The organism is Stenotrophomonas sp. AGC87 (genome assembly GCF_057333975.1).
Window position 1 is genome coordinate 124,371 of sequence record NZ_JBHFHW010000033.1, and the last position, 12,044, is coordinate 136,414.

The 12,044-nt window shown below is 62.3% G+C and carries 18 protein-coding genes; 16 read left to right on the forward strand and 2 right to left on the reverse strand.

Annotated features, from left to right (window positions below; all coding sequences use genetic code 11):
- Window positions 1-67 precede the first annotated feature (67 nt).
- Window positions 68-916, reverse strand: a complete 849-nt coding sequence (locus ACE026_RS14025; RefSeq protein WP_486039451.1) for an acid phosphatase — start codon at window positions 914-916, stop codon at window positions 68-70.
- 257 nt (window positions 917-1,173) lie between these two features.
- On the opposite strand from ACE026_RS14025, the gene ACE026_RS14030 reads away from it, so the two are divergent.
- On the forward strand, window positions 1,174-2,055 hold the full coding sequence (locus ACE026_RS14030; protein ID WP_486039452.1) for a lipase family protein: 882 nt from the start codon (window positions 1,174-1,176) through the stop codon (window positions 2,053-2,055).
- 11 nt (window positions 2,056-2,066) lie between these two features.
- Complete coding sequence (locus ACE026_RS14035; protein ID WP_486039453.1) at window positions 2,067-3,275, forward strand: DUF4785 domain-containing protein; 1,209 nt, start codon at window positions 2,067-2,069, stop codon at window positions 3,273-3,275.
- Window positions 3,276-3,285: 10 nt separating this feature from the next.
- Here the strand turns inward: ACE026_RS14035 and ACE026_RS14040 are convergent, their stop codons facing one another.
- Window positions 3,286-4,116, reverse strand: coding sequence for an ABC transporter ATP-binding protein (locus ACE026_RS14040; protein WP_486039454.1), 831 nt, complete (start codon window positions 4,114-4,116; stop codon window positions 3,286-3,288).
- A gap of 150 nt (window positions 4,117-4,266) precedes the next feature.
- Here ACE026_RS14040 and ACE026_RS14045 point away from each other — a divergent pair, with 150 nt between their 5' ends.
- The 14 genes from ACE026_RS14045 to ACE026_RS14110 form a co-directional block, all read left to right on the forward strand.
- Entirely contained in the window at window positions 4,267-5,469 is a 1,203-nt protein-coding gene (locus ACE026_RS14045; protein WP_152152746.1) for a DesA family fatty acid desaturase, read from the forward strand.
- 3 nt (window positions 5,470-5,472) lie between these two features.
- Window positions 5,473-5,850 carry an EF-hand domain-containing protein gene (locus tag ACE026_RS14050; RefSeq protein WP_486039455.1) on the forward strand — a complete coding sequence of 126 codons (378 nt, stop codon included), beginning with the start codon at window positions 5,473-5,475 and terminating at the stop codon, window positions 5,848-5,850.
- A 50-nt stretch (window positions 5,851-5,900) separates the two neighbouring features.
- Window positions 5,901-6,548, forward strand: a complete 648-nt coding sequence (locus ACE026_RS14055) for a hypothetical protein (RefSeq protein ID WP_486039456.1) — start codon at window positions 5,901-5,903, stop codon at window positions 6,546-6,548.
- Between the two features lie 11 nt (window positions 6,549-6,559).
- On the forward strand, window positions 6,560-6,970 hold the full coding sequence (locus ACE026_RS14060; RefSeq protein ID WP_486039457.1) for a hypothetical protein: 411 nt from the start codon (window positions 6,560-6,562) through the stop codon (window positions 6,968-6,970).
- A 238-nt stretch (window positions 6,971-7,208) separates the two neighbouring features.
- Window positions 7,209-8,117 (forward strand): IS5 family transposase, encoded by a 909-nt coding sequence (locus tag ACE026_RS14065; protein WP_486039467.1) that lies wholly within the window; start codon window positions 7,209-7,211, stop codon window positions 8,115-8,117.
- 254 nt (window positions 8,118-8,371) lie between these two features.
- Window positions 8,372-8,911 carry a hypothetical protein gene (locus tag ACE026_RS14070; protein WP_486039458.1) on the forward strand — a complete coding sequence of 180 codons (540 nt, stop codon included), beginning with the start codon at window positions 8,372-8,374 and terminating at the stop codon, window positions 8,909-8,911.
- Window positions 8,908-9,216 carry a hypothetical protein gene (locus tag ACE026_RS14075; protein WP_346468118.1) on the forward strand — a complete coding sequence of 103 codons (309 nt, stop codon included), beginning with the start codon at window positions 8,908-8,910 and terminating at the stop codon, window positions 9,214-9,216. Before ACE026_RS14070 ends, ACE026_RS14075 begins: the two co-directional genes overlap by 4 nt.
- A 76-nt stretch (window positions 9,217-9,292) precedes the next feature.
- Window positions 9,293-9,493 carry a hypothetical protein gene (locus ACE026_RS14080; protein ID WP_486039459.1) on the forward strand — a complete coding sequence of 67 codons (201 nt, stop codon included), beginning with the start codon at window positions 9,293-9,295 and terminating at the stop codon, window positions 9,491-9,493.
- Between the two features lie 35 nt (window positions 9,494-9,528).
- Window positions 9,529-10,347: an Imm49 family immunity protein gene (locus tag ACE026_RS14085; protein WP_486039460.1), complete on the forward strand. Its 819-nt coding sequence runs from the start codon at window positions 9,529-9,531 to the stop codon at window positions 10,345-10,347.
- Between the two features lie 45 nt (window positions 10,348-10,392).
- Entirely contained in the window at window positions 10,393-10,683 is a 291-nt protein-coding gene (locus ACE026_RS14090; RefSeq protein ID WP_486039461.1) for a hypothetical protein, read from the forward strand.
- Window positions 10,680-10,946, forward strand: coding sequence for a hypothetical protein (locus ACE026_RS14095; RefSeq protein ID WP_486039462.1), 267 nt, complete (start codon window positions 10,680-10,682; stop codon window positions 10,944-10,946). Before ACE026_RS14090 ends, ACE026_RS14095 begins: the two co-directional genes overlap by 4 nt.
- The gene (locus ACE026_RS14100) at window positions 10,927-11,559 is read left to right on the forward strand and encodes a hypothetical protein (protein WP_486037084.1); all 633 of its coding nucleotides are present in this window, start codon (window positions 10,927-10,929) and stop codon (window positions 11,557-11,559) included. Before ACE026_RS14095 ends, ACE026_RS14100 begins: the two co-directional genes overlap by 20 nt.
- A gap of 106 nt (window positions 11,560-11,665) precedes the next feature.
- Window positions 11,666-11,812: a hypothetical protein gene (locus tag ACE026_RS14105; protein ID WP_486037082.1), complete on the forward strand. Its 147-nt coding sequence runs from the start codon at window positions 11,666-11,668 to the stop codon at window positions 11,810-11,812.
- A 13-nt stretch (window positions 11,813-11,825) separates the two neighbouring features.
- Window positions 11,826-12,044, forward strand: a 219-nt coding sequence (locus ACE026_RS14110; RefSeq protein WP_486039463.1) for a hypothetical protein, incomplete at its 3' end; no start/stop codon positions are given.

The window sequence follows — 12,044 nt, forward strand, 5'->3', positions numbered from 1 at the left end:
CCCCCCCCCCCCCCCCCCCCCCCCCCCCCCCCCACTACCCACAATGCCATCGACAGGTGGCGCCGCCTTACAACGCGCTCGCCGGCCGCACCTTCAACACCGCTTCTTCGGCCGCACAATCCCGCGCCGAATGCAGCCCTGCCTTGCGCGCCGCCACGATCTCCTTGCGTGCCGCCAGCAGGTCACTGTTGAACGCGGCATTGTCATGCAGGCGTGCCACGGCGGCAGCGCCCATGAAACGGCCTTCCAGGATGTCGCTCTGCCAATGCACGTTGCAGACCAGGCGGCTCTCGCCGTAGTTGCGGCCGCGTGCCTGGATCGCATCGGCGCGGTCCGGGGCGATCTCCGAGAGGATCAGGGCCCAGGCCCAACCGATCGAGGTGTGGCCGGACGGATATGAGCCGTTGCCGCGCAGGTCCTGCTCGTTTTCCGGCGAACAAGTGGGCTCACCATTGACCATGAACGGCCGCGCGCGCTGATAGTGCTTCTTCGCCGTGCGGGTGGCCGCGCTGGCATCGATCCGGCTGCGTTCCAGCAGGCGGTACAGGGCCGGCGTCTTCACCGCATCCACGTCGACATCGATCGCGCAGGAGAACTGGTTCGCACCGGCCGGGAAGGCGAGTTCGGCGTCGCGGTGGGCCTGCTCGAAGCGTGGGCTGCCGCGCAGGGCACGGGCTTCACGGCTGACCTGTTCGTCCAGTGCGAAGCCGGCCGAACCGGCGGCCGGCGGTGCCGGTACCAGTGCCAGGCTGTCCGGCACGGCGCTGCCCTGCAGGTAGCCCACCGCCTTGGTGGTGACCGAGGCTTCCACCGGCGTGGTGCCCGGTGCGGCCGTTGACGCGCAGCCAGCGAGGGCGGCGAGCAGGGCGGTCACCAGCATCGGGCGGACGGCAGCGGAGCGCAGGGACGATGACATCGGCAGGTCTCGAAGAGGGGGGAGCCGCATGATCGCAGCTTCCCCCGGCGACGACAGCGGCCGTTCGTCATCCGGCCAGATCCGGCATGGCCGTGCCCCGGATGGCGGAAACCCGCGACTGGTTCACGGATTTCATGGGTCGCACGACATAGCGTCATCGAAGGCGCCATCGTTCGTCATATCTCCATGGATACATGTACCCCATGGCAACGCGACAGCGCCGGTCATCAGGGGGATCACCTGCAAGGAGACAGCGGATGCGAAGCAACGCGGGAAGGTGGAGGGGCGGTCTCGCCCTGGGTCTGATGCTGGCGTGCGGCACTGTGCACGCGGCCGATGTGGTGGGGGTCGCGTTCGTGCATGGCACCGGCAAACAGACCGATGCGCGCGTGGACTACTGGCAGCCGGGCATCATCGATACGGTGCGCCAGGGCTTGCCCAACAGCAGCAACTACACCGTCATCAACTGCGATTTCGAGCAGTACATGTGGAAGGCCGAAGCGGCCGGCTGTCTGGCGGGGCAGCTGACCAGCTTCATCAACACCCGTGGCATCACCAAGCTGGTGGTGATCACCCATTCCAACGGCGGCAATGTGGTGCGCTGGATCCTCTCCAACCCCACCTATGACAGCCGTTATCCGAAGATCATCCAGACGGTCAGCAAGGTCACCGCGCTGGCGCCGTCCTCGGGCGGTACGCCGCTGGCCGATGCGGTGCTCAACGGCAACATGTTCGAAACCTCGGTGGGCTGGCTGCTGGGCTACAAGAGCGATGCCGTGCGCCAGCAGCAGGTGGGCCACATGGCCACCTACAACGCGCAGAACCTGTACGGCACGGCCGGCCGCCCAGCATTGCCCAGGCCGTTCCGTGCGGTGGTCGGCTCGGATGTGGAATCGGCGGTATGGGACAGCAACAGCTACTGCGGTGGCTATGCGCAGAACGTGGGCCTGGAGTTCACCCAGAACTGGTTGAACAGCTGCTCGGACGGCTTCCTGGAGTGCAGCAGCCAGAAGGCCGCCGGCACCACCTGGTTCACCGACACGCAGCGCACCCAGGGCGCCGAGCCGCTCAGCCACAACCAGAGCCGGCGCGAGTGCTTCGGCCTGGGCACGATCCTGCGCAACGACCTGACCCTGTGAGGAGCCCCACGATGATGCGAAAGACGACGATCGCGGTGGCCCTGCTCGCCGCTCTGGCAGCCCTGCCACTGCAGGCGGCACAGCCGCTGCTGGCCGCCCGCGCCAGCGACCAGGTGCCACGCGCGGTGGAGCGTGCGCCCTTGCCGGCCGGGCCGGTGGAGCAGGCGCCGGTGAGCTTTGCCTGGGCGCTGGATCCCGCCCAGGCACTGGCCGCCGCACCGACCTTCATGGCCAGCAGCCGCAGCTACTGGGAGATGGTGGACGCGCCGGCGCTGCAGCAGGGCCTGGTGTTGCCGCTGACCGCGCCCGACGCGGTGATCCAGCTCAGTCCGGTGCAGGGCGCCCGTGCGCTGGATACTACCCAATGGCAGGTACGTGACCCGGCCGGCGCACTGGCGGTGGCCAAGGTGGTCGATGACCAGCAACTGCACGCGGCCGGGATGTCGGTCGGCACGGGCACGGCGATGGTCCGCACGGGCGCCACCTCCGCGGCAGGCAGCTATCGGCTGCAGAGCACGCAGGCTCAAGGCCGCTACGTAGTGCAGGTACTCGAGCCCAACAGCCCGATCGCCCTGCAGCTGCAGGCGAGCGGCGAACGGGTGCTGGCCGGTGGCACGCTCACGCTGAGCGCGCGTCTGGTCAATGACGGCGGCGCTACAGCGGCGCAGGTTGGCCGTGCCAGCACGCGGCCGCTGCCGGCCGTGGGCGAGGCCCTGCTGGTGGCGCCCGATGGCCGCAGCTGGCCGGTGCCGCTGGTCGCCGCCAAAGACGGTCTGCGTGCCCAGGTGACGGTGCCGCAGGACATCGGCACGGCGCAGGGGTTGTGGGAACTGCAGGCGTTTGTCAGTGCCGACGGCGTGCAGCGCGATGCCAAGGTGGCGTTCGCGGTGGCGCAGGCGACGGCGCGCTTCCAGGGCCAGGTCGAGGCGGATGCCAGCCGCCGCGAGGTCCGCCTGCCGCTGCAGATCGGTGCGCCTGGCCGCTATGAGGCGCGCGGCACCCTGTATGCCACCGGCCCGGACGGACAGCTGCGGCCAGTGGCGCAGGCACACAGTGCGGCGTGGTTCGCGACGGCGGGGGCGGGTGAGCTGCGCCTGCCGTTCGCCAGCGTGGCGTTGCCGAGTGGCTATGCCGCCCCGTTCGAAGTGCGCGATCTGCAGCTGCAGGATCAGAGCCGGATGGCCCCGATCGAATCACGTGCGGTGGCGGTGAGGTTCTAGGCCGCGTGACCTAACCTGCGAACGCGCTCAACCGGCCGGCCTGATCCACCACGTGGATCGGGCCGCCGAACAGCTCGGACAATGGCGCATCGCGCAGCAGCTCCGCGCGCGGGCCATCGGCGAGGATCTTGCCGCCGCGCAGCATCACCACCCGCTCGATCTCGGGAATGATCTCCTCGATGTGGTGGGTCACCAGCACCAGGGTGATGCCCTGGCGGGCGAGCTCGCGCATGGTGGCGATCAGCTGCTCGCGGGCGATGAGGTCCAGCCCGGTGGAGGGTTCATCCAGCAGCAGCGCCTGCGGCCGGTTCACCAGCGCCCGGGCGATCAGCACGCGCCGGGTTTCGCCGGCCGAGAGTTCGGCATAGCCGCGCTGCAGCAGGGGCAGGGCACCGGTCATGGCCAGGGTTTCACGCGCGCGCTCGCGCATCTCCGGGCTCACCTCGCGGAAGGCCGGCACCACGAAGCTGGCGAAGAAGCCGGTCAGCACCGCTTCTTCCACGGTCAGCCCGGGCATGTCCGAGAGGTTGCTGCTCAGGTCCCCGGTGACGATGCCCAGCTGCGATCGCAGCCGGTCCACCTGCCAGCGGTTCTGGCCGAGTACGCGCACCGCCACCGTGCCGTCACCGTGCGCCAGCGGGTACAGCTCGCGGGTGATCAGCTTGATGAAGGACGACTTGCCGCAGCCATTGGGGCCGAGCAGGGCGGTGTGCTGGCCCTGTTCGATGCGCAGGCTGAGATCGTGCAGGACCCGGACCTGGCCGCGGATGACACAGGCGCGGTCGAGCTCGATCAGGGGGACGGAGGAGGCCGGCACCACCGGCGAGGCTGCGACTGTCATGAATGCGGGGGCATGCTCACGAAGGTAAGGGAAGAACTGAATGACTGCGCAAAAATGGCATCGAAGGGATGAAGTTTGCAACGTCAGGCCCCATCATGTCCGAAGGTATCCCTGTTTCCTTGACGGCCGACTGCGGCCCGGAGTCCTGCGATGTTCGATACGCTCCTCAACTTCCTGACCGGCGGCGTCGTCGGCCTCGGCTGGTGGGGCATGGGCCTGGTGCTGCTGGTGTTCACCCAGCTGACCATCTTTGCCGTGACTCTGTATCTGCACCGCAGCCAGGCGCACCGGGGGGTGGATTTCCACCCGGTCATCGCGCATTTCTTCCGGTTCTGGACCTGGCTCACCACCTCCATGATCACCAAGGAGTGGGTGGCTATCCATCGCAAGCACCACGCCAAGGTGGAAACCGATGAAGACCCGCACAGCCCGGTGACCAAGGGCATCGGCATGGTGTTCTGGCGGGGCGTGGAGCTGTACCGCGAGGCCCGCGCGATGCGCGCGGATATCGAGCAGTACGGCCGCGGGGCTCCGGATGACTGGATCGAGCGCCACCTGTACACCCCGCACGCCAATCTTGGCCCGGTCGCGCTGCTGGTCATCAACAGCATGCTGTTCGGCCTGCCCGGCGTGGCCCTTTGGGCGATCCAGATGGCGTGGATCCCGTTCTGGGCGGCCGGCGTCATCAATGGCCTGGGCCACTGGTGGGGCTACCGCAACTTCGAATCGGCCGACACCTCCACCAATCTGACGCCGTGGGCGTTCTGGGTGGGCGGTGAAGAGCTGCACAACAACCACCATGCCTTCCCGAGCTCGGCCCGCTTCTCGATGCGCCGCTGGGAGTTCGATATCGGCTGGGCGGTGATCCGCGGCCTGCAGGCCCTGCGCCTGGCCAAGGTGCTGCGCGTGGCGCCGAGCATGGACGTGCGGCCGAACATCGCCGTGCCGGATGCTGAAACCCTCAAGGCCCTGCTGTCGCACCGCTTCCAGGCGATGACCGATTACCAGCGCAACGTGTTCGTGCCGGCCCTGCGCGAAGAGGCCGCGATGGCGGGCGCCAAGCTGCGCAAGCTGTTGCCGCGCCGCATGCGCCGTGGCCTGGTCAACGACGGCCGCTGGCTCAAGCCGGATTGCCGCGCCCAGCTCAGCACGTGGGTCGAGCAGCGCCCGCGGATCCGCGTGCTGGTGGAACACCGCGCCCGTCTGGCGGCCCTGCTGGAAGCGCGCGGCAATGACGCCGCCGAGCGCTTGAAGCTGCTGCAGGCCTGGTGCCACGAAGCCGAAGCCAGTGGCATCGCCGCGCTGCAGAACTACGCCGCGCGTCTGAAGGGCTACGCACTGACGGCGCACTGATCGATGCGCTTCCCGACCGGGAACGTCTCCGCGAAACGCCGCCTTGTGCGGCGTTTTGCGTGTCTGGGCCTGGCCGTTGGCGTGCTGGGCGCGACGGCACAGGCGCAGGTCACCGATACGGGCAGCTACCTGCAGCGCATGGACACCGACGGCGACGGCCGGGTCAGCGTGGAGGAATACGTGCAGTGGCTGCTGTACGCCTTTGATCGCATGGACCGCAACGGCGATGGCGTGCTCAGCGCCGATGAGCTTCCCGGTGGCAAGGGCCCGCCGATCACGCGGGAGCAGCAGCGGCAGACGCTGATCCAGCGGTTCCACAAACAGGATGCCAATGGCGACGGGTATTTGAGTGCGCGCGAGTTGGCGGCGCCGCCGCGCTGAGCTGAGCTGAATTGCTGCGGTGACGTTGCAGCTACGGCCTCAGCTTCGTCATGGGGCTGTTCGAGGGCGATGGGAATAAATCCGGATTGGCGGCTACCTCACTGCTGATTCCCATCAAGGTGCCTGGCGGAGCTAAGGTCGTCGCCACAGTCGGCGAGTCAGTCGCGCAGCAGGTACTGCGGCAGGGCGAACAAGCTGTTGAGACGATTGCGGCAGACGCAACTAGGCTGGGTACTGCTGGTGCAGTTCCCGAGAGCGCCTTCCAACATACGGCCGAGGTCGTTGTAGAAGGACGTCGCGCCATTGACAAGTCGAAAAGCTACGAGAACGTTGTGCGTGGCATGTACGACAACGCATCTTTCGCACAGCGGGAATACTTCGCTACTGTCGACGGAAAGGTGGTTCGTGGTATTGCCGATGATGTTACAGACATCGGTGGAAAGTCGACGGCGGTTGAAGCCAAGTTTGTCGACGACTGGAATGGATCGCTAAGAAATCCAGATAGCGCAAATGGAACAAAGTACTGGGCCGTGTCCGAGCAGGAGAAGATGCTCGAGCAAGCCAAGAAGTATGCCTCAGGCTTTGACGGTGGCGTCGTGTACCATACGAACAGTATCGACCTCGCGAACTACTACACAAAGATTTTTGAGGCCGCGGGAATCAAAAAATTCAAATTCATTATTACGCCAACCAAGTAATGGTGCACAGAATGACCGATGAACTTAACGATCTTGAAAAGGCGCTTGGGGGGCGACTGACGCGAAAAGGCCAGCGCGAACTACCAGGCCTCAATCCCAGGGAGGGGTTAGAGGTCATCTATTATCAGGACGACGGAAGAACTACGGCCCGAAAGCTTTTCCGGATGCTTATGGAGGGCGTAAGCACCCCTAGCGCCAAAGCCGGCGGACTCGTGTCAGACCCGTGCACCATCGTCCTCCCGGATGGAAGACTATTTCGTGCAGCGTCATATCACGGCGATATCGATGGTTGGCGACAAGATATTGTCACTAATACGCGTGCGAAGGGAATTCTGTTAGGGAAGATCGATAGAGATCAATTCTTGGTAGCAGATGGCTCAAAGTTTCCACTACAGGAGTGTGTAGTCAAAGCAGAGGGTTGATCCGTGAGTCAAGAGGACCTTCGGGCCGGGATACAGCGACTGAACGAATCCTTGGATCCTAAGAATTCAGGGATAGACACTAGGGATGGTCTGAACAAATCTGCGCGAAATCTGATGGTGGCGCCGGCCGCTGGCGGGCAAGCTTGAGGTTCCTCAGACACCCGTTGTAGGACACTCCATGCAGCTGACATTCGGTGATGCCGAAGGCTTGGGCCAGCGCAAGAAGACGCGCCGCTAGCTGTTCCTCGACGAGATGGATCAGGTGGTTCCCTGGAAACGGCTGCTGGCGCTGATCGAGCCGCACTATCCGGTTTCAGGCCGACGAGGTCGTCAGCCGTACCCGCTGGCGACAATGTTGCGCATCCACTTCCTGCAGCAGTGGTACGCCCTGAGCGACCCGTCGATGGAAGAAGCGCTGTATGACATGGCGGTGATGCGCCGATTTGCCGGCATCAACAGCCTTGAGCGTATCCCCGACGAGACCACGATCCTCAACTTCCGTCGGTTGCTGGAGACTCAAAGGCTGGGCGCCAGGATGCTTGAGGCCGTCAACGCACACCTGCAGCATCACGGCCTGAGCCTACGCGCAGGTACGATCGTGGATGCCACGATCATCCACGCGCCCAGTTCTACCAAGAATGCCGACAAGGCGCGTGATCCGGAGATGCACCAGACCCGGAAGGGCAATCAATGGTACTTCGGCATGAAGGCGCACATCGGCGTGGATGAGTTCTCCGGCCTTGTGCACCACGTGAAGTGCACGGCTGCCAATGTCGGCGATGTCACGATCACGCACGAGCTCCTGCACGGCAAAGAGGGCTGTGTGCTGGGCGACAGCGGCTATACCGGAGCGGACTCGCGGCCGGAGCTTCAGGACTCGAAGGCGGCCTTCTTGATCGCCAGGAAGCGAGGCAAAGTGAAGGCGATCAAGAACGCGAGGGAGCGCCGGCAGCACGAGCGCTGGGAAAGTTGCAAAGCCAGCATGCGTGCGAAGGTGCAGCATCCCTTCCGGGTGATCAAGCGCCAGTTTGGTTACACCAAAGTGCGCTATCGCGGCCTGGCCAAGAACAGCACGCAGGTGCTGACGCTGCTTGCGCTGTCCAACCTGTGGATGACCCGTCGGCAGTTCCTGCCGGCCCGGGGATAAATCCGTCTAGAGGTGCCTAACGGGACCTCCAAAACCCCATTTTCGCAACTATCCGCTGCTCAGGTAACGCGCGGACGCTGTTTTACTCAAGAATCCAGCATTGCGCGTGATTTGCTCAGACCATCCCTAGAGATCCAGGTAATGGTCTGTACCTGGGGCAGCTGATCGACTACCAGCAGATGGTTGCGTCAGCGAATGAGGCAGCCAAGTCCGGGGCTGTAACGATTCCTTTGTGCGCAACCGGTCTTGGTTGCATGGCCGTAAGCGCCAAGGGCGTGGCTGACGGCATCGGTGAGATCAACAGAGGTAACGAAAAGGCTGGGTGGGCCATCATCGCTGCTTCCCTCGCCAGCGGTGGACTCAGCGCTCCGCTCGCGAAACAGGAGGCTGCAGTTGTCACTGGTGCGATTAAGGAAGCTGTCTCCAACCGGGCTCTCATTGCCGAGCTTCTCTCTGTTGGAACGAAGATAACCGTGCAGGATGTTGTGGCCGTCGTGCGATTGCCAGATGGAACAATCGCATTCCTGGAGAGGGGCACGCCGAAGGCAGGCTTGGGCCATATCATCAAGGAGCATGCGGGCGACTTTGCTAACATTGGCGTGTCGCAGGCCGATATTCCAGCATTCGTTATGTATGCTTTGAAGTCAGGTAAGTTCGTCGGATACCAAGGCCAAGGAACGGGTCGTTCCGTCTATGAGGTTATGTTGAATGGCAAGGTCCAAAGAGTCGCGATTACCGTTTCCAGGAATGGATTCGTAGTGGGCGCAAATCCTGCAGGAAGCGGTCCGAGATGAAGATCAAGGTGATGCCTGACTACAAGGCCTATGCGCTATGGGACGACGAGTTCGCAACGGGAGATATTGACCCGGAGTCCCTGCCGATTTCAAAGGATCTGGTTCTAGAACTTAAACGCTGGGTTGAGTTCTATGAGCAGAAGCTAGATTGGGACGACCCTACTGCAGACCATTGGACCCAAGCCGAAGAACTGGATTTCGAGGCGAAAGGCCGATCGCTGACTTCAAAGGTCGCCAAGGAACTGGGGGCAGCACATCACGTTAGGTATTGGCAAGATCCCACAGATTATAGGGAACCATACTAGACAGAGGGTCACGACATATCCAATTCACGGGAGCGTGGTTCTCGCGGCGGACTGACACGTGTGGAGAAGACATGGCTTGGCGAGAACGCCCGATTCCGTGGGCGAAGAACCACGCTGGTTCGAGGGTGCGTTACCACCTTCGATCTGCGGCCTCGCCGAGGCGCTTTACGAGATTACTGCCGAGAACGCGGTGTTCACCGTCATGGCGAACGGAACGTTGAATATCGCAGTAGCTGGCGTCAAAAAGCATCCGGTGAATTGGTTATGGTCACGCTAAGTCGATGGAAATGAATAATGAGAGGTGAGAACAACATGGTGAGCTTCGAAGCCGGAATCGAGCGTCTCAAGCTGTTTCTTGATCCCAATATTGGCCTCGACGCTGATGCGTACATTGCACACATCGAGAAGGGCACCGGTGATCCCTATATCTGTAAGGCGCTGCTGCACGAATACGCAATGGTAAAAGCCCTGCTGGCATGGTTTGAAGGCGGAGATGTCAATGCGCTTAGGAAGTGGGCGTACGTATCGGGCAAGTTGAAGCGCATCACGTACCAACATGACCCGAAGGGCGTGTACTTCACTCCGGTGTACCTGATGCCACTGCTCTCCAACGAGCCATCTCTCATCAATTGGTTCGGCAAATTCGCCTATCCATTCTCGTTGGAGAGTGGCAGCCCTGCTTCTACTCGCCTCAACAATCCCCGGATGGATGAGTACTACCACTACAACACGTGGCTGGCACTTCGCGGCGACTGGAAGCCGCTTGCAGAGCGCTGCCGCGAATTCCTCAGCGACGTCCCGGCAAAACAGGCGGCGTATCAGGCAGATAGTCGTTTCCACCTTTCGCTGACGGAGGGCGATGTGGGTGGGATGGAGTCGGCGCTGGCCGAGCTCGTTGAACCGAAGCTGATGCGGCGTCGTCAACGCGAGGAGGGCGGCTACAGCCAACACTTGATCTGCACGTTTGCCATCGTCTACGCAAAAATCGCCTGGCGGCATGGATTCCAGGTCAACGTTGACTCGCCATTCGTTCCGAAGGAGTGGCTGCCCATCGCGCCGCTACCGAAGTACGAAGATGTGTTTGCGTTCATGGCGAAATCTGACGACTCGATACCCGTAGCACGCACCTGATGAACTTGATCGTGAGACCAATGCGCCTCTACCAAGGAGCAACAGATGTTAGTCATCCGCTCGGGTCGTAGTCGCAGTGTTCTTGTCACAGCCCTGGTCATCTGTAGTCTTTCCGGCTGCGTGGCGCTGTCCGGTACGTACGTCGTATCGGCCACCGATGCAGAGGGGCGTGACCTGTCATCCAACCTGCGCATGACGGCAGATGGAAGCCGCATCTACACCGCGCGCAATGCGCTGTGTGCGGCCCACCCTGGTGCGGTGGTGCACATCAAGGACCTGCAGACGGGTGAAGAGCTGCGCTCGGAGAGCCCTTACACCTGCAACGCAGCGAAATGACGCGCGAGGTGGCCAAGGGTCACGGCCCGATCAAGCTCAAGGTCATGGCGGACTACGGGAGCTTTGCCTATTGGGACGACGAGTGCCCGACTGGGCCCATCGATCCTGCACCGCTGCCACTGACGCCCGGGTTGGCCGAGGATGTGCAGCGGTTGGTGGACCTCCTCGAATCCATGCTCAACTGGGACGTTCCGCCTGAAAATCGACCCCGACCTGCTTCCACCGCTACCCAAGAAGACCTAGATGAACGACCTACTCAATGATTGGCTAATGTTCTCCAAGGGTTTGCGCGAATTTGACAAATCGCACTTCCTTGGACTATTCAAACAAGAGCTTGATCAAGATCAGCTGCGCTCCATCTTCAGTGACGGCGCAGCGGGTACGGAGCTGCATCGTAGGACGAAGGAGGTGCTCGATGCTTCAAAATTGGATGATTACCTCTACTTCCAACCAAAAAGCCCCGATGATGCCGTGGTTCTACTGTCAGCCGCCAAGGCGTGGCTGGAAGAACTCGCTGTCTTCTGCAGCGAGCGAGGAAATGCAAGACTTCAAGGCATAGCGGAAGGAGCGCGCGTAGTCATCCGCGACCGGCGATCTTTTCAGCTTCCAAAAGACCCAGATTCGCCAGCGGGATGGATGCTTGCATTCATAGGCGATGAAGTGGACTTCGCCCTTGGAGATGTCGATCCTGTGATCGATGCGCTGATGGAAGCGCTGTATGGGATCGCGGGCGATTACTATCTCTGTTGGTACGTCATCGAGGTGATGATTGAGCTCCCTCTGACCTTCGCGCCCTATCTATCCATCTGGCGCAATGGTGCTCGACCAGTGTTCGCTGAGGATGAGTTAGTACTTCTTGTTGAGGTTGATGGTTGAAAACTATTTCGCGAACATGGTGGCTGGCAATGAGTGAAGTAGTGACTCTGCATGGGGCTCGGTTTCAGACCTTTGTGCCTGCGCCGAAAGATTGAGAAGCGTGCCCATGAGCGAAGACCTCACTGAAATCGAAAAAGTTCTGGGCGGGAAGCTCGAGCGGCGGGAAGCTAGGCTAGTCCCTGGGCTGCAGGAAGTGGACGGCCAAATGGCCATTTACTACCAAGGTGCGCTAAACCCGTCCGCAGGTAGCTGACAAGGAGAAGAGATTGATCAGGATCACCCTGTTGGCCTTCGTCGCGTTTCTGACAGCAGGTTGCCTTCCACGCAATGCATTCGCTCCACCGCCCGACAATTGGGAAATGTGGAAGAAGCCAGGGACCGAAGACGTGGTGCTATGGAAGGACCTGCTGAACTGCGGCTATGACAGCCCCTTCGGCGGCCTGCGGGTGAAGGAGCGCGTGCCAAGAACGCTCAGCCAGGTTGCA